The sequence below is a fragment of the Prochlorococcus sp. genome (assembly GCF_965655815.1).
Taxonomy (GTDB): Bacteria; Cyanobacteriota; Cyanobacteriia; order PCC-6307; family Cyanobiaceae; genus Prochlorococcus_A; species Prochlorococcus_A pastoris.
On sequence record NZ_CBFHHZ010000005.1, the window covers coordinates 67,535 to 83,842 of the forward strand.

Below are 16,308 nucleotides of genomic sequence, written 5' to 3' on the forward strand. Positions count from 1 at the left end.
TATGAATAAAAGAATACCTGTAATTGTAATTTCTGGATTTCTTGGTTCAGGAAAGACTACTTTTTTAAGATATTTACTTAGAGAGAGCAATAAAAAATTTGGGTTAATAATTAACGAATTTGGCGATGTTGGTATTGATGGTGACCTGGTTAAAAGCTGCAATGGCTGTGACGATTCTGCTGAAGACTGTATTATTGAATTAAATAATGGTTGTTTATGTTGCACCGTTCAAGATGATTTTATTCCCTCGATAAAATCACTTTTAAATTTTAATCCAGATATAGAAGCAATAATCATTGAGACAAGTGGACTTGCCTTACCCTTACCATTGATACAAGCACTCAATTGGCCTGAGATAAGGACATCAATATATCTTGATCTCGTAATTGGCATAGTCAATGGAGAGTCAATGCTTAAGGGCTCTCCAATAAATGATTTAAGTGAAATAACTAACCAGTACGATGAGTTAAATAAGATTGACCATAATGCATCTATTGACGAACTCTTTGAAGAACAGTTAGAGGTTTCTGATATCGTTCTAATATCTAGAGCAGATGTTTTGAATGAAAAAGAATTTAATTCTATCGAAAATATAATCAAAGAAAAGTTTAATTCAACTGTTCCCATTCTTAAATCTTTTAATGGCAAAATTGATTTAAAATATCTATTTGATATTGATTTAAAAAAGGATAATTATAAAAAATTTATTTCTGAAGAACATGATCATAATCACGTTGAACTTGTCTCTGATTCAGTAAAGTTAAATTATTTTCTTGACAAAAAAGAATTTGAGAAAGAGATAGTAAACGTTTTAAGTGAAATTAATATTCTTCGAATAAAAGGACGTATATGGATTCCAAATAAATCTTTGCCTTTACAAATACAAATAGTTGGAAAAAAAATAAATACTTGGTATGAAGAAGCACCTCTTAATTGTTGGAGACCAATTGATAGTGGTGGACTTGAATTAGTCGTAATTGCCTTTAATAGTGAATCGATTAATAAATTTATAAAAAAAATTAAAGAGAAATTTAAGGTTTTAAACGTCCAAATTTAAGCATTTAATTTTATAGTTGTTTCTGGAAAATTTCCCTGATTTCAAAATTGAAAATGGAAGATTCAAAAATTGCTTTTAAAGCTAGTATCCTTGCTGAAGATTCAATTCCTTGTTTTAAAGTTATTTGCTCTAAATGTGCTGGGTCAGGTAATTTTAAAACTCCTGAAAACTCAAGAAGAACTTGTTTAGAATGTTTTGGTAAGGGTTATTTATACGTTTAATTAAATTTTTTGTTTTTAATGATAAAAATATTTGTTTATTGATTAAGAGTACTTTTTTATTAAAATTTACACTATTCTTTTATTAGAAATAATTTTTTAATTGGATCAATTTGAAGTTAAAGTTTTTATAAGGTTAAGACCTTCCGTTCTTGATCCAGCAGGAGAGGCAATAAAATCTGCTTCCAGCAAACTTGGAGTCGCAGGAATTAAATCTTTAAGAATAGGAAAAATGATTGAAGTTAAAATCGAAAGTAATGAAGAAGATATTAAAGAAAAAATTGATTTATTGTGCGACCGGTTATTTGCTAATACAGTCATTGAAGACTATGAGTATTCAATAAATAAATTATAAATGGCTAGTTTTACTGTTGGTATTGTCGTTTTCCCTGGTTCTAATTGTGATCGTGATGTTTCCTGGGCTTTAGAGGGTTGTTTAGACATTAAAACAAAATTCCTATGGCATGAATCATCTGATTTGAATGATGTTGATTCAATTGTTTTGCCAGGAGGATTTAGTTATGGTGATTATTTAAGATGTGGAGCAATAGCAAGATTCTCTCCATTAATAAATTCTTTACATGACTTTGTTAAAAGCGGAAGACGTGTATTAGGAATATGTAATGGGTTTCAGATTTTAACTGAATCAGGTTTTCTTCCTGGAGCACTTGTTGCTAATAAAAATCTCAATTTCATTTGTGATGATGTTGACTTGAATGTAATCACTTCGAAAGGCGGTTGGTTTCAAAAGTCAAACGAAACACAAAATATAAAATTACCAATAGCTCATGGAGAAGGTCGTTATCATTGCGATCAAGATACACTTAAAAAACTTACTGATAATGATTTAATTGCATTGAAATACAAAACTAATCCTAATGGTTCAACCTCTGACATAGCAGGTATAACTAATGAAAAAGGAAATGTTTTAGGATTAATGCCTCATCCTGAACGAGCTTGTGATGAATCCATTGGCGGAATAGATGGTCTCTATACTTTGAGATCTTTAATTACTCAATAAAAAAAGACCTCGAATATTGAGGTCTTTTTTATTTTATCTTTGCTTAAATATTATACTGCTGCTTTTACTTTTGGATCTAAGTTACCCTTGGCATAAAGATCAGCGTAATAATTTGTGCTGCTTTGTTTGATCTTACTTGCTTGACCTTCGCACCAGAATTGCTTATATCTATCTAGACAAACTTGCTTCATGTATTTTCTTGCAGGTTTATTGAAATGTCTTGGGTCGAAGTTGGCTGTGTCGGCAAAAGCAGCTTCTCTAACTGCTGCTGTAAATGCAAGTCTATTATCAGTATCGATATTTACCTTCCTTACCCCGTTTCTAATTCCCTCTTGAATTTCTTCTACAGGTACACCGTATGTCTGTGGAATTTCTCCACCATATTTATTAATGATATCTAACCATTCTTGAGGAACTGAACTTGACCCATGCATCACAAGATGAGTATTTGGTAAAGCTTTATGGATCTCAGCAATTCTGCTTATAGCAAGAACCTCTCCTGTTGGCTTTCTTGTGAATTTATATGCACCATGACTTGTTCCTATCGCTATAGCTAAAGCATCAACTTTGGTTTTCGCTACAAAGTCTGCAGCTTCTTCAGGATCAGTTAAAAGCATATCTGTTGAAAGTTCACCTTCAAATCCATGACCATCTTCAGCTTCACCTTTTCCTGTCTCTAAGGATCCTAAGCAACCTAATTCACCCTCAACACTAACTCCCACTGAATGTGCGAAATCTACTACCTTTTTTGTTACTGCAACATTATATTCATAACTTGCGGGTGTTTTTGCATCTGCCTCTAAAGATCCGTCCATCATTACTGATGTAAAACCATTAATAGCTGCTGAATAACAAGTTGATGGCTCATTACCATGATCCTGATGCATTACAACTGGAATATTTGGATAAGTTTCTGTTGCGGCAAGGATCAAGTGACGAAGGAAAATCTCTCCAGCATAATTTCTTGCTCCTCTTGAAGCTTGAAGAATTACAGGGCTATCAGTTTCGTAAGCAGCCTCCATAATTGCTTGAACCTGTTCAAGATTATTTACGTTAAAAGCTGGTATACCGTAACCATTCTCGGCTGCGTGATCTAAAAGTAGTCTCAGTGGAACGAGGGCCATAATTAAAAATTAATTAGATGCTTAAGAAAAAATAAGCAATATGTTCCGAGAGTTTAATATATAGAGGGATCAAATGTCACGTCATTAGATATACAAATCACTAAAAAATTAAAATTAATTCAATACTTTATCGAGTAATAATTGTTACTCAGCAATGTATATAGCTAAATTTTTATAGAAATACCACTCTCAGAGGATCTTCTTATTGCTTCACAAACTCTTTGACTAATAAGTCCCTCAGACAATCCAGGGATTACAGGTGTTTGATTATTGATACTCTCAGCCCATAAATTGTGAATTCTCTTAACAGGTGCAATTCTTCCATCAGACCATGTTTTTTCAAAATTGTAGAGAGGATCCGCAGGCAAATTATATGTTTTATCCTCTTTGTTTGAAAATTTTAAATTAAAACCATGTACGTAATCTTTTTGATTCTCACTGCTTAGGAAAAGTGAACCTTCACTTCCGTACACTTCCAAACTAAATCCTCTTCCATTTTTTGAAATCGAGGATAATGAAACCTGACATGGTATGAGAGTGCTATCGTAATTAGTTATTTCAAGGTTAGCTATACAAATATCTTCACTTGTTACTTCCAATATCTTGGAGGAATTAGACAATGATCTTTCCTTAATTGATGTTGATATTTTTCCAGATACCTTTATCGATTCTCCAAAAAACCAGTTCAACATATCGAATGCATGAGTTCCCAAAGCTCCAATTACTCCTCCCCCTTTTTCTCTTAATGAATACCAGTTCCATGCTCTCTTGGGATCAGATCTGCTGCCCATTAACCAATCAAGTTTAATTAAATAAATTTTACCTAAAATATTCTCATCAATTATTTTCTTGGTTTGTAGAAAAAGAGGTACTGCTCTATATTCAAAATCTACGCAAACACTCAAATTATTAATTAAGGATATTCTTTGGAGTTCTTCAATTTCTTCGGAAGTTAAGGCAACAGGTTTTTCTAATAAAAGATGTTTATTATTCTCCAGTGCTTCCTTTGCTAATTTAAATCTTGATTCAGGAGATGTAGCAATTATTATACCGTCGATATCTTTAGATTTAACTAATTTTCCCCAATCATGATAAAAATTTAAACCGGTTTCTTTCTCTAATGATGGTCCTTTTTCTTTTTTATAGTGATAAATTGTAGTTGGAATTAAGTAATCTGATTCTTTTAAAGCTTCTAAATGAATTTTTTTTCCAAATCCTAAGCCAGCAATTGCGATTCTTAATTTTCGTGAAATATTAATGTTAGTCATTAATCTATTTTTTCAGAACAACCTTTTTCAATAACAACATCAATAAGCTCATCATTATTTGAAGTTTGCCACTTTGAACCGAACTGTGGGATCCCATTAATTGAAGTATCTTTATATGTTTTATCCTTACAATTAATTCTCATAACATAAAGAGATAATTCTTCTTTATCGCTTGGTTCATTAGGATTTTTAAGGAACTTTGTTAAAACTGTTATTTCTTCAGCATTTATTTCCTTAATACTTCCCATATCAATCCATTCCTTACCATCATTATTTTCTTTTAAAAGTAGCCAATCTACATTACTGACAGCATATGCAAATTCAGAGTTATTTAAAATTAGAATTAAAAAGGTAAAACATAAAGAAAAAAATTTATAAATAATATTCATCTTTTTAATTTGTCTGAACCAGTTCTTTTACACCATGGACTTTTAAAAGTTTTGTCAAAGTGCTTTTTAGTTCCTTCCTATTTACGATTACATCAACAAATCCATGTTCTAAAAGATATTCTGCTGTTTGAAAATTATCAGGTAATTTTTCTCTTAAAGTTTGTTCTATTACTCTCCTCCCTGCAAATCCAATAAGAGCTTTTGGTTCAGCCAATATTAGATCTCCTAACATCGCAAAACTAGCAGTAACTCCTCCCGTAGTTGGATGAGTTAATAAAGGCATGTAAAGAAGATTTTTTGCTCTATGTTTTTTTAGTGCACCTGATATTTTTGCCATTTGCATAAGGCTTAACATTCCCTCTTGCATTCTTGCTCCACCAGATGCACAAACAATTAAAATTGGATAGTTTTTAATTGTTGCTCTTTCAATAATTCTCGTAATCTTTTCTCCTACTACGGATCCCATTGATCCTCCCATAAATCTAAAATCCATTACTGCTAAGGCTAAAGGCATTGAATTAACGGAGCATAAACCAGTTATTACTCCATCTTTGAGACCAGTACCCTTTTGACTCTCCTTTATTCGTTCTGAATAAGATCTTCTATCCTTAAATTTTAATGGGTCAGTGGGACTTAATGATTCATCAAACTCTTTAAATGAATCTTTGTCAGCGATTATATTTATTCTTTCATCGCTATTAATCCTATTATGATGGCCACAATTACTGCACACATTAAAATTTGAAATTAAATCTTTTCTATAAGCAACCTGGCCACATTCTGAACATTTAACCCAAAGACCATCACTTTCCTCAGGATCTTGAGATACCTTCCCAACAAATTGATCTTTTCTCCTTGCGGCAAACCAGTCGATTAAAGACACAATATTCTCTGTTTTTTTCTATTTAAGTCTAAATAAGGCCCTTTTATCAAGGAAGATATATAAATATTTGAAATTCTTTATTAGTTAAATTTTACAAATACCATAATATGTTTATTTTCATGTATTTATGCCTTCAAAATTAAGATTATTTTGAAGGCTTAAGTAAAAGGTACTAAAAATATCTATAAATGTTTTTTTTCTTCAATCATTTTATGGATTATTGGAGTGAGGATCAATTCCATGGCAAAACCCATTTTCCCTCCATTAACAACTATGCTCGTTGGGCTTGACATGAATGAATCATGAATCATTCCCAAAAGATATTGAAAGTCAATTCCCCATTTTTCTCTTGCCCCTTTTCTGAAATGTATTATTACAAAACTTTCATCTGGCGTAGGAATGTTTCTACATATAAAAGGATTCGATGTATCAATTGTTGGTATTCTCTGGAAATTTATATCCGTTTTACTAAATTGTGGACAAATATGATTTATGTAGTCTGGCATTCTTCTCAAAATAGTATCAACTATGGTTTCTGCTGAATAACCTCTTTCAGCATTATCCCGATGTATTTTTTGTATCCACTCTAAGTTTGTAATAGGTACAACACCAACAAGTAAGTCTGCATAGGAGGAAACATTATATCCTTCTCCCTCAACACCACCATGCAAACCTTCGTAGAAAAGAACATCTGTTCCATTCGGAATATCCTCCCATGGGGTGAATTGTCCTGGTTCTAATGATGTTCCAAGTCTTGCATTATGTTCCTGTGCTTCTTCAGTACTGTGAAGATAATATCTTTTTTTTCCTCCACCTGATTCACCATAAATTTTAAAAAGTTCTTCTAATTTGTCAAAAAGATTTGCTTCTGGCCCGAAGTGAGAAAAATTCTCCCCTTTTGAAAGTGCTTCTGCCATTGCTTTTTTCATAGGCATTCTTTCGAACCTGTGATAACTATCTCCTTCCACAACAGCTGGAACTATATCTTCTCTTGCAAAAATATGCTCAAATGCTCTTTTTACTGTACTTGTTCCTGCACCTGATGATCCTGTTACAGCAACTACTGGATGACGTTTAGACATTTAATTAAAACAATATCCATTAATTCTGACAGGTCATATGCCAACTTTTTGTTCAAGTTAAAGATATTTTTTAATTTATTAATTTTTTATTCAAATTTCTTGGATTATTTTTTCTCCAATTTCACTACAAGAAAGAACTTGGCAATTACCATTATCTAGATCTGACGTTCTATATCCTTTCGATAAAACATTATCAATTGCTATTTCTATATCATCAGCTGCTTCTATCTCATTTAGACCAATTTTAAGCATCATTGAAGTAGACAAAGCCATTGCTATAGGATTAGCAATATTTTTTCCAGCTATATCAGGAGCGGAACCATGAACAGGTTCAAAGACACCAGGTCCTGAATTGCTTAATGATGCTGATGGAAGCATTCCAATCGAGCCAGTTATCATTGCGGCTAGGTCACTTAAAATATCTCCGAATAAATTGCTAGTTAAAATTACATCAAATTGGCCAGGATCCTTTACGAGTTGCATGGCGGCATTATCAACATACATATTACTTAAAGCTAAATCGTTTTCTTTTGAAGCGACTAATGAAACTGTATCTCTCCATAATTGGCTTACTTCTAAAACGTTTGATTTATCTACAGAACATATTTTTTTATTTCTTTGATTTGCTATCTTAATTGCAACTTCTGTAATTCTTTCTATTTCATTTGAATCATAAACCATTGTATTGAAAGCTTTTTTAATTTTAGTGTTCGTGATTTCTCCTCTAGGCTGTCCAAAATAGATTCCACCTATTAGCTCTCTTACTACAATTAAATCTACATTTTCAATAACTTCTTTTTTTAAAGAACTTGAATCCAGTAAGGATTTTCTTATCTTTACGGGTCTTATATTAGCGAATAAATTTAATGCTTCTCTTAATTTAAGTAAACCACTTTCTGGCCTTAATTCTCTTGGTAAAGTATCATATTTCACATCACCTACACAAGCCAAAAGTACTGCATCACTAGCTTTACATTGATCTAATGTCTCTTTTGGCGCTGGATCATTATGTTTCTCATAAGCTATACCACCAAAATATTCTTCCTTAATATCAAGATTAAAACCATACTTCTTAGAAAGTTTTTTTAAAATGGTTATTGAAATTTCTGATATTTCTGGGCCTATACCATCTCCAGAAAGTAGAACAACTTTATATCTTTTCATTTAGTTTTTAATTTATTAAAAGAATAATTTATTTCTTGTCTAGTTGTCTAAGTTTTTTTGCTAATTCAGGTAGTTTTTTAAAAACACTTGAACTCCTTAACCAAGATTTATTTTTCATAGCTGGGAAGCCGCTAACAACTTCTCCATCTTCAATATCACAATGAATCCCACATTTTGAACTAGCTATGACATTATTCCCAACTTTCACTCTGTTATTAACACCTACTTGTCCAGCTAGGATTACGCTATTTCCAATCACAGCTCCTCCTGCTATCCCAACTTGAGCAGCAAATGCACAATTTTTTCCTATTTTAACTCCATGACCTATTTGAACTAAGTTATCCATCTTAGTTCCTTCATCTATAAATGTATTACCGACAGATGGCCTATCAATACAACAGTTTGTCCCAATTTCTACAAAGCTCTTTATTATTACACAACCTTTTTGAGGCATTTTAATCCACTTACCTTCTTGGGGAATAAAACCAAACCCTTCAGAACCTATGACAGTATTTGAATTTATTACACAATTATTTTCAATGCTTGTGTTTTCATAAATTACACAATTCGGATGAATTACATTATTATTCCCTAATCTTACGTTTCCTAAAATAGTTGTACCAGGAAAAATTTTGTTGTTATCGCCAATTATTGAATTTTCGCCTACATAAACATTAGGTCCTACATAACAATTTTCTCCTACTTTTGCAGAACTTCTTATAACAGCTGAATCGTCAATACCTGGGTTGAAATTAATTTCTTCATATAGAAAATTTAATACTTCCGCAAATGCTATTCTTGGATTCTCAACAACTATATTTGAAATATTTAGTGATTCTAGTAAACCTAATATTTCATTATTATTTGATGTAATAATTGCTGAAGCAGAAGTTTTTCCTAAATTATCTTTCAATATATTATTTTCTTCTAAAAAGGATATTTGATTTTTTAATGCAATATCTAAAGAAGCAGCATTTTCTATATCTATATTTTCGAATATGTTTGCTTTGATAAATTTTGAATCTCCACTTTTTATGAGATCAACTAATTTACTTAATAACATTTTTCGATTTTTTTTTAGGTAAGAGCAAGAACATCCCTATGAACAACGATCATTGATGAATTAATGTTTTCTTTTTTATTTAAGATTCTTTTTAGAGAATCACTACTCATTGATGTTATACCTTTTGCAACTTCTTTCTTATTAGTATTTACAATTCTAACAGCCTGATTAACAGTAAAATCTCCTTCTACCTCTTTAACTCCTACAACTAGAAGAGAGGCACCTTTTTGCTCAATTGCAAGACAAGCACCTTCATCTAATGTTATTTGTCCAACTGTTTTAATAGCATGAGATAACCAACTTTTTTTATTACCTACTGGTTTATCAACAGGATGAAATATTGTGCCTATTTTTTTTTCATTGAAAATATTTATTAAATTATTTTCATTTCTGCCATCGGCTAATTGAACTTCTACTCCTCCTTTTGTTGCTATTTCAGCAGCAATTAATTTTGTTGTAATACCACCTGTCCCCCATTCGTTATTATAATTTTGGATGTTTTTATCTTTTATAATTTTTAATTGATTACTATTAACTTCTTTTATTGGATGAGCATCTTCATTATTTCTTGGGTCTTTTGAATATAAATTTTCTATATCAGTTAATAAAATCAGCTTATTGGCATTTATTGCTAAAGCAACTAAAGCAGAAAGAGTATCGTTGTCTCCATATTTAAGCTCTTCATTGGCAATAGAATCATTCTCGTTGACTATAGGTATGACATTCATATCAATTAACTTTTTAAATGTTTTTGAAGCATTATTAAAGGATTCTCGTGAATCAAAATCAGTTTTTGTTATTAGTATTTGAGCTATATTATGACCTAGCTTTTTCATTGTCTTTTCATATAAAGTCATTAAATTAACTTGTCCTATTGCAGCTACAGCTTGAAGTGTACTAAGTTCTTTTGGTCTTGTATTCAAATTTAATTTTTTACATCCTAGTCCAACTGCGCCACTTGTCACGAGAATGACTTTATTGCCTTTTAAAATAAAACTTGTTAGAGATTTACACAAACTTTCTATTACTTGTTCTGTAGATTGATCCTCATTTCCTCTGAGAATACTAGTACCAATTTTTACGACCCATGTTTTCATTTTAAAAAATTAGAAATCATTTTTTCTAGGATTAATGTTAAATTTATTTTTATTGGTAATCCATTTTTGCTTAATCTTTTAACTAATATTGTCTGAATATTACATCTATTTCCCACGATAATATCTGTAAAAATTCTATCTCCTATTATTGCAATATTTTTTGAGTCCTCATTCATTTCTGAAATTACATCCAAAGTAATTTTTTTCCTTGGTTTCAGCGCGTTTGATTTATATCGGATATCTAATTCCTTAGCAATCTTTCTAATTCGTTCATTAGAGGGATTATTACTAATTAAGTACAAAGAGAATAATTTTTTAGATTCTTTTATCCAATTTTTTACATTTATTGGAACTATATTTGATTGGCGACTTAATAATGTACCATCAACATCTATTAATAAGCTTTTAATTCCTTCATTTTGTAGTTTTAAATGAGATATTTCATATATAGGTAATTTAGAGTCCCAATAGACATTAACAAGAGAACTCATTATTTTAAAAACTACTCTTTTCTAACTCAGATTCTATTAAGGGTTGAACTTTATCAAATTCATCATCCTCAATTAATAACGCTCCTTGGTCGATAAGTTTTCCTACGATAAAAAAAGGATCTAGAGGAATATATAATCCATATTCTTGTTCCAATAAATTAAAACTCACAAGTAATTCATATGTTTCACTTTCCTCCTCTATACCATCTTCTTCTAACTCATCATAAATTGGCTCTTCGAGTTCACCAGATACAGTTAATGTAACTGCGGATCTTATAAGTTTTAGATCATGTTCTTGTAGAACTGCATCAGCATTCTTTAAGACTTGCTCGTTTTTCTCAATTTTTTCAATTAATTCTGGCTCATCATTTTCATTAATTTTGAATAAACTGACTGGTGTATCTACGGGTGTTAATAATGCATATTCTTTTTCTTCAACCTTTACTATTTGTTCAAGATAACAAAATAGTTCATTTCCATTTGAATCATTTAGGATAAGTGTTTGTGCCTCATAATTATCTTTGGAGTTATGATCGTTCATTTTTGATTTAACTTATATAGATTTATATTAATATTATATTTGTTTATTACCCACTAATTCTTTTAACTCAGGACCTTCCTGAATCCATTGCTCAAGAATTATTTTGGCAGATAAGCTATCAATAAGTCCAGATTTATCTTTCTTTACTCCAAATCTATTTGTTGATTCCCACGTGGAGCTATGTTCATTAACGAAGGAAAAAGGAAGTTTTAATTCATTAAAAAGAAATTCACCATAAGTTTTGCAATCAAGAGCTTGAAATGTCATCCCCCCCGCCTCGTCAAGCGGTAAACCAACAATAAAACCAGTTAAATTAAGTTTTTTAATGTGTTCTTTAATAATAATTATTTCGTTATTATTTCTTTCTCTCTTTAATGCAGGAAGAATATTTACCGTAATAAAAAGTGAATCACAATATGCTAATCCTATTCTTTTTAGCCCAACATCTAAACTTAATATTGACTTAGATTTGGGCTTGCAATATTTCACTTAGACTTCAAAGGAAATGGGGACGGGTAAGCGTTACCTTGTGGATTTAGTTTTTCAAAAATTGATTCTAATGATTGGTTTATTTTATTAGTCTGCTTAGATTCGTTCCTAACAATAGTATTTCTAACAAGGATAATTTCTTGGTAATTATCTCTAAAACCAGAATTCTCTAAATATGTATTTAATTCAGCACTTTCTTCATAGGTCTTAATTATAGAATAAGGAGATTTTTCAAAAAAATTATTCAGAATATTTTTTAAAATAGGACTTAATCTAGCATCCCAACTTTTACCAATCGTTAATGTATAAATTTTATTATCTTGAAAATTTATATCTTTTAAAATTGTGCATAAAACAGCATTGTTGTGAATTATTGCCCCGCTATTTGAATCATTTCTATTGGAAATATCTTTTTGATCAAGATCCAATATCGTCCTTATTAATGGAGATTGATTTGAACGAATAAAATTAAGTACATTTAATAAATTTAATTTGGTTATTGCTTGAAATTCATCAATAAAATAATAATTTTTATTTTTATTTTTAATGGACTTATTAATATTATTTTTACTCCACAGTTTCACCTTTTGTAATGGTTGGAACCCTAATTCTCTTGCACTTGAAATAAGGTAATTATTTTCTATATCTGAATTAATTACCCAGCTTGTAGTTTTTATATCTGTAATAGAGATTGATTTCTTGATCAATCCTAGTATCAAATCTTTTTCAGTTATAGAAGACTTTATAGTTGTTAAATTAGGCTTCGATATCCTTAAACAAGAACCCTTGAAGTTTAAAGGAAATATATTTAAATAACCTACAATTTTTTTTTCTTCTATTGCAATAATACATTTATGCTTATTTTTTTTTAAATTATTTAAAAAAATTTTTAAGTCCTCAAAAGTGTTTATAATTGCCATTTTTAAAAACCAATTATTTAACTTCTCACTTCTAAAATCCATTAATAGATTTAAATGACGAATATGAAGCTCCTCAAAGGAAACTTTTCTATCCTTATTAGAATTCAAAATATGATTTGAATCTTGTTTCATTTATTTATTATTCCTTATTAATACTATAGGTGTTTTTTCGTCAGAATTGCCTGCGGGATTAACCTTTAGGATTTCTTTGAGTATATTATTTACTGAACTATTTGAACTGGCTAATATTTTTACACCACCTAGATCATTTACATCAACTACGGCTACATCTACTTTAAGCTGTTTCGATAACTTATCACAAAACAATTTCGTATTTATTGGACCCATAACTATGCTTTTATCATATGGAACAACTGTTCCACTTATGTCATCAATTAGTGAGGATTCAAAACCAGTTAATCTATAAAATATCCCTTTAATCCCAATACATTTAAATAAAAAACCTAAAATTAATGAAAAGGTTATCCTCATAACACCTATTTTATCGATAAGTAATTGCATACCACAAGCGGTGGCAAGGCTACTTGTGGGATGAAAAAAATAACATAATATTTTTGAAAAAATATTGTATTCTAAGTTTTGAGGTGCGACATATCTTCCTTGCATAATTGCTAGTGGTGTCTCACCTATAGTTAAAATATCTTTCTCTTTTGTGACATTTTTGCAGTACTTCATAACAGTTTCAATTGGATTATCAAATGAGCCAAGCAAATCAGTTTTAACAGCTATAGCTTTATAACCAAGTTTTAAAGGAATTTCAATTAATTCTTTTTTATTATGATGATTTAAATTCACTAATAAACCATCTTGTTTTTTTGTAATGCCAAAATGACCGTAATTTTCCCAAAAAATCTTTAACCATATATATTTGATTTTGTTTTTAAAATCACTATTTTTAAATTTTAAAATTACTTGTATTAATAGTTCTGAATTTGCTTTTATAATTGTTGTTGGCCAATAATTATGTATATTTTTTTTTATAGATCCAGAATAAATATAAATACTTTCCTCATAATCTAATTTTTTAAGATAATGATTATTTTTAGATTGAAAAAAATCTAAATCTAGATTTAGATTAGAAACCATAGTTTCTTTATTTTTACTTTTATTGATTATTTTTAAATTAATAATTACTTCACTATTTTTATCTTTATTTCTATACTTATAATCTTGAGGTATTAAAACTAATTTTGATTTGAGGGATTTATTAAAATAAAAATCTAGAAATATTTTTAAAAATAAAAATAAGAAAATAATTTTTAGAATAATCATATGTTTTTTATTTCAAAAACTCATTAGAGATCATTTTTTTTTTCTGAGATTATACTGTTGTATTCGTTAAAGCTTTCAACTGAGAATGATATCTCATTAATGTCTATCCCTTTTAATTCTCCAATAATCTTATTCAAATCATCAATATTAACCAATCCATTCATATCAAATTTAACTTCTCCAGTGCTATCCAAAATTATTGTCTGAGGAATTAAACCATTCCAATAATAATTAGGTAGATTCGAGTCTGTTTTAGAAGAGTCATTTTGTAATTCATCTGTAGTAAGAGCAATTAAGTCAATATTATTTCTCCAAATCAGATCTAATCCTGAGATTATTGGAGCCATAGCTTTACTGTCAGAGCTGTCGTCAAGATAAAAAAATAAAACAGAGATCCTTCCGTTTTTTAATGATTCTTCAAGAGTAGTTTGAGGAGGAACTATAGCTCCATTACCTGCATATATTGGAAAAATATTTCCGTCATAGCTATTTGTATCTCTACTTGCATTAGCGGGGTAAGAAGTAAAAAATATTAATAAGATAAGTATTGATTGAAATAACTTCATTAATGGAAGGAAATTTATTTAGTGCTAGATCTACCTAAACCTTGTAGGATACCTTTCCCAACTAAACCAATAGCTTTGCCTACTACTTTTGTTAAGAAATTCACGAAAAGGTTACCAATATATTTTACAGCAATTTCTAATTGAGGAGCTATTGCATCTCTAATTTCAACTAATAAAGTAACTTGTTTTTGAAACCACTCTAAATTTTCTAGTTCTTTTTCTCTATTCTCATTTTTATAGTATCTTGTAAATTTAGAATCAATGATATCGATATATTCGCGTTTACTTTCATATAAATAAATTGGCATATAAATATTTTCATGCCATCTATTATAGTTGTTGATATTATTTCTAAATCTTTCAAAAGATCTTGTAGATTGCAATTGTGGATTTATCAGTATTGTTCTTAATTCCGGCCAGCTTGAACAAATATTAAATACTTCAGAGGCTAATAAATTACAATTTCTTATTATCCAATTAGATATTATATTTTCTAGAACAACAAATGATTCTGTCTCGTATAGAGGTAATAGTTTGCCATCAAAATCTATGGGTTCATTTTTTATTATTGGATCTATAAACATTATTGATTCATGTGACTCTCTATCTTTTTCATTGCAAGTTACTTCTTTATAGATATATTCATTTATTGAGATCGATTCGCCATTTTTTTTAATTCTGAAATAGCCTTCAGTTATATTTGATATGGTATTGAGCTTTAGTTCTTCAATAAGAGAATTAAAGTCCTCTTTATAGTCTTTTTCTTTATAATTTTCTTTTATATTTTTTATTAAATTATCAAGTTCATCAAGCATTGTACAAATTAGACGTGAAATAAACTCTTTTTTTATACCTGACAAAATGATAGATGAATTATTAAATTCAACATCGAAATTGGTTGAAGCATATCTCTTACTAAGACGTTCAAGTATTAAATCCCAAATTTCTAATGTATTTTTATCTTTTATAAAAATAGTATTAGTATTTTTATTTTCTATATTGATTTTGTTTTCAGTGTAAATAGCTTCTGAATAAAGGTCTAATGAATTACCCCATAGGAATATTAGGAAGGATTTGGCAGTTATAAGTTCTCTTAATCTTCCCTTTAAAATGAATTTGTAAAATTCAGGTGTTGAGTCAGAATTCACATATTTGAAAATATAATTTATTTCATTATCAATTTGTTTGAGACCAGATGATAATAATTTCTGATTAAAAGTAAGTTCTTTTTCTTTTTTAACAACTACAGAAGGATTATTTTCCAGGTCGAATACTCTTCCTCCCTCTGAGATGATATTTATAGACTCTAAAACTTTATCAACACTTGGATTTAAAAGTAAACCTTCACTATTTAAAGAGGGAGTTACTTTTGTTTTATTTAAAAGTTCACCTGAAAAAATTACAAGAATATTTGATTCATCCCACCTCTCTTTTAATTTTAATAATTCCAATCTTATGAGATCTTCTGATTGGTAATTAAGAATATTCCATATTATTAAATCTGGATTTAAATTTTTACTACCGCTATCTAGTGTGATATTTAAATTATTGTCTAATGAAGTCAACTTTAATGATAAAGATTCTGCAATTAAGCTTGGAGCAATAATTAGTATCGATTTTTTCTTAGTTAATTCCAATTTTA

Annotated in this window: 19 protein-coding genes; 4 read left to right on the plus strand and 15 right to left on the minus strand. The window is 29.6% G+C overall.

The features are described 5' to 3' along the window. The first annotated feature begins 1 nt into the window (after nucleotide 1). The 4 genes from ACTF45_RS07380 (at nucleotide 2) to purQ (ending at nucleotide 2,296) form a co-directional block, all read left to right on the plus strand. Nucleotides 2–1,057, plus strand: a complete 1,056-nt coding sequence (locus tag ACTF45_RS07380) for a GTP-binding protein (RefSeq protein WP_438949670.1) — start codon at nucleotides 2–4, stop codon at nucleotides 1,055–1,057. A 53-nt stretch (nucleotides 1,058–1,110) separates the two neighbouring features. After that, nucleotides 1,111–1,278, plus strand: a complete 168-nt coding sequence (locus tag ACTF45_RS07385) for a hypothetical protein (protein ID WP_288346751.1) — start codon at nucleotides 1,111–1,113, stop codon at nucleotides 1,276–1,278. Between the two features lie 100 nt (nucleotides 1,279–1,378). Next, nucleotides 1,379–1,630 carry a phosphoribosylformylglycinamidine synthase subunit PurS gene (gene purS, locus ACTF45_RS07390; protein WP_288346749.1) on the plus strand — a complete coding sequence of 84 codons (252 nt, stop codon included), beginning with the start codon at nucleotides 1,379–1,381 and terminating at the stop codon, nucleotides 1,628–1,630. Further along, complete coding sequence (gene purQ / locus ACTF45_RS07395) at nucleotides 1,631–2,296, plus strand: phosphoribosylformylglycinamidine synthase subunit PurQ (protein ID WP_288346747.1); 666 nt, start codon at nucleotides 1,631–1,633, stop codon at nucleotides 2,294–2,296. It begins immediately after the preceding gene. A gap of 50 nt (nucleotides 2,297–2,346) precedes the next feature. Here the strand turns inward: purQ and fba are convergent, their stop codons facing one another. The 15 genes from fba to ACTF45_RS07470 form a co-directional block, all read right to left on the minus strand. Next, complete coding sequence (fba, locus tag ACTF45_RS07400) at nucleotides 2,347–3,420, minus strand: class II fructose-bisphosphate aldolase (protein WP_288346745.1); 1,074 nt, start codon at nucleotides 3,418–3,420, stop codon at nucleotides 2,347–2,349. A 164-nt stretch (nucleotides 3,421–3,584) separates the two neighbouring features. After that, complete coding sequence (locus tag ACTF45_RS07405) at nucleotides 3,585–4,688, minus strand: Gfo/Idh/MocA family protein (protein ID WP_438949671.1); 1,104 nt, start codon at nucleotides 4,686–4,688, stop codon at nucleotides 3,585–3,587. Then, complete coding sequence (locus tag ACTF45_RS07410) at nucleotides 4,688–5,077, minus strand: hypothetical protein (RefSeq protein ID WP_438949672.1); 390 nt, start codon at nucleotides 5,075–5,077, stop codon at nucleotides 4,688–4,690. The genes ACTF45_RS07405 and ACTF45_RS07410 overlap by 1 nt, the downstream gene beginning before the upstream one ends. Nucleotides 5,078–5,081: 4 nt before the next feature. After that, the gene (accD, locus tag ACTF45_RS07415) at nucleotides 5,082–5,960 is read right to left on the minus strand and encodes an acetyl-CoA carboxylase, carboxyltransferase subunit beta (protein ID WP_288346739.1); all 879 of its coding nucleotides are present in this window, start codon (nucleotides 5,958–5,960) and stop codon (nucleotides 5,082–5,084) included. A gap of 182 nt (nucleotides 5,961–6,142) precedes the next feature. Beyond that, nucleotides 6,143–7,042, minus strand: coding sequence for a phosphoribulokinase (locus ACTF45_RS07420; RefSeq protein WP_288346737.1), 900 nt, complete (start codon nucleotides 7,040–7,042; stop codon nucleotides 6,143–6,145). 90 nt (nucleotides 7,043–7,132) lie between these two features. Further along, nucleotides 7,133–8,206 carry a 3-isopropylmalate dehydrogenase gene (gene leuB / locus ACTF45_RS07425; protein ID WP_288346735.1) on the minus strand — a complete coding sequence of 358 codons (1,074 nt, stop codon included), beginning with the start codon at nucleotides 8,204–8,206 and terminating at the stop codon, nucleotides 7,133–7,135. Between the two features lie 28 nt (nucleotides 8,207–8,234). Next, nucleotides 8,235–9,269 carry a UDP-3-O-(3-hydroxymyristoyl)glucosamine N-acyltransferase gene (gene lpxD / locus ACTF45_RS07430; protein ID WP_288346733.1) on the minus strand — a complete coding sequence of 345 codons (1,035 nt, stop codon included), beginning with the start codon at nucleotides 9,267–9,269 and terminating at the stop codon, nucleotides 8,235–8,237. 14 nt (nucleotides 9,270–9,283) lie between these two features. Then, nucleotides 9,284–10,366, minus strand: a complete 1,083-nt coding sequence (proB, locus tag ACTF45_RS07435; protein ID WP_438949673.1) for a glutamate 5-kinase — start codon at nucleotides 10,364–10,366, stop codon at nucleotides 9,284–9,286. Then, the gene (locus ACTF45_RS07440) at nucleotides 10,363–10,857 is read right to left on the minus strand and encodes a YqeG family HAD IIIA-type phosphatase (RefSeq protein ID WP_288346729.1); all 495 of its coding nucleotides are present in this window, start codon (nucleotides 10,855–10,857) and stop codon (nucleotides 10,363–10,365) included. The genes proB and ACTF45_RS07440 overlap by 4 nt, the downstream gene beginning before the upstream one ends. A 4-nt stretch (nucleotides 10,858–10,861) precedes the next feature. Next, complete coding sequence (locus ACTF45_RS07445; RefSeq protein WP_288346727.1) at nucleotides 10,862–11,398, minus strand: DUF3727 domain-containing protein; 537 nt, start codon at nucleotides 11,396–11,398, stop codon at nucleotides 10,862–10,864. Nucleotides 11,399–11,431: 33 nt separating this feature from the next. Next, nucleotides 11,432–11,887: a Holliday junction resolvase RuvX gene (gene ruvX, locus ACTF45_RS07450; RefSeq protein WP_288346726.1), complete on the minus strand. Its 456-nt coding sequence runs from the start codon at nucleotides 11,885–11,887 to the stop codon at nucleotides 11,432–11,434. Next, a complete protein-coding gene (locus tag ACTF45_RS07455) occupies nucleotides 11,884–12,939 on the minus strand; it encodes a hypothetical protein (RefSeq protein ID WP_438949674.1) in 1,056 nt (351 codons plus the stop codon). The genes ruvX and ACTF45_RS07455 overlap by 4 nt, the downstream gene beginning before the upstream one ends. Next, nucleotides 12,940–14,100: a hypothetical protein gene (locus tag ACTF45_RS07460; protein ID WP_288346724.1), complete on the minus strand. Its 1,161-nt coding sequence runs from the start codon at nucleotides 14,098–14,100 to the stop codon at nucleotides 12,940–12,942. It lies immediately after the preceding gene. A 23-nt stretch (nucleotides 14,101–14,123) separates the two neighbouring features. Continuing rightward, nucleotides 14,124–14,666: a thylakoid membrane photosystem I accumulation factor gene (locus ACTF45_RS07465; protein WP_288346723.1), complete on the minus strand. Its 543-nt coding sequence runs from the start codon at nucleotides 14,664–14,666 to the stop codon at nucleotides 14,124–14,126. 14 nt (nucleotides 14,667–14,680) lie between these two features. After that, nucleotides 14,681–16,303 (minus strand): DUF3685 domain-containing protein, encoded by a 1,623-nt coding sequence (locus ACTF45_RS07470; RefSeq protein ID WP_288346722.1) that lies wholly within the window; start codon nucleotides 16,301–16,303, stop codon nucleotides 14,681–14,683. Nucleotides 16,304–16,308: the final 5 nt, after the last annotated feature.

What these genes read in the sequence shown, in the direction of transcription:
- ACTF45_RS07380 (WP_438949670.1), top strand. Translation starts at nt 2, where the DNA reads ATGAATAAAAGAATACCTGTAATTGTAATTTCTGGATTTCTTGGTTCA.
- ACTF45_RS07385 (WP_288346751.1), top strand. Translation starts at nt 1,111, where the DNA reads ATGGAAGATTCAAAAATTGCTTTTAAAGCTAGTATCCTTGCTGAAGAT.
- purQ (WP_288346747.1), top strand. Translation starts at nt 1,631, where the DNA reads ATGGCTAGTTTTACTGTTGGTATTGTCGTTTTCCCTGGTTCTAATTGT.
- fba (WP_288346745.1), bottom strand. Translation starts at nt 3,420, where the DNA reads ATGGCCCTCGTTCCACTGAGACTACTTTTAGATCACGCAGCCGAGAAT.
- ACTF45_RS07405 (WP_438949671.1), bottom strand. Translation starts at nt 4,688, where the DNA reads ATGACTAACATTAATATTTCACGAAAATTAAGAATCGCAATTGCTGGC.
- ACTF45_RS07410 (WP_438949672.1), bottom strand. Translation starts at nt 5,077, where the DNA reads ATGAATATTATTTATAAATTTTTTTCTTTATGTTTTACCTTTTTAATT.
- ACTF45_RS07420 (WP_288346737.1), bottom strand. Translation starts at nt 7,042, where the DNA reads ATGTCTAAACGTCATCCAGTAGTTGCTGTAACAGGATCATCAGGTGCA.
- leuB (WP_288346735.1), bottom strand. Translation starts at nt 8,206, where the DNA reads ATGAAAAGATATAAAGTTGTTCTACTTTCTGGAGATGGTATAGGCCCA.
- lpxD (WP_288346733.1), bottom strand. Translation starts at nt 9,269, where the DNA reads ATGTTATTAAGTAAATTAGTTGATCTCATAAAAAGTGGAGATTCAAAA.
- proB (WP_438949673.1), bottom strand. Translation starts at nt 10,366, where the DNA reads ATGAAAACATGGGTCGTAAAAATTGGTACTAGTATTCTCAGAGGAAAT.
- ACTF45_RS07440 (WP_288346729.1), bottom strand. Translation starts at nt 10,857, where the DNA reads ATGAGTTCTCTTGTTAATGTCTATTGGGACTCTAAATTACCTATATAT.
- ACTF45_RS07445 (WP_288346727.1), bottom strand. Translation starts at nt 11,398, where the DNA reads ATGAACGATCATAACTCCAAAGATAATTATGAGGCACAAACACTTATC.
- ACTF45_RS07455 (WP_438949674.1), bottom strand. Translation starts at nt 12,939, where the DNA reads ATGAAACAAGATTCAAATCATATTTTGAATTCTAATAAGGATAGAAAA.
- ACTF45_RS07460 (WP_288346724.1), bottom strand. Translation starts at nt 14,100, where the DNA reads ATGATTATTCTAAAAATTATTTTCTTATTTTTATTTTTAAAAATATTT.
- ACTF45_RS07465 (WP_288346723.1), bottom strand. Translation starts at nt 14,666, where the DNA reads ATGAAGTTATTTCAATCAATACTTATCTTATTAATATTTTTTACTTCT.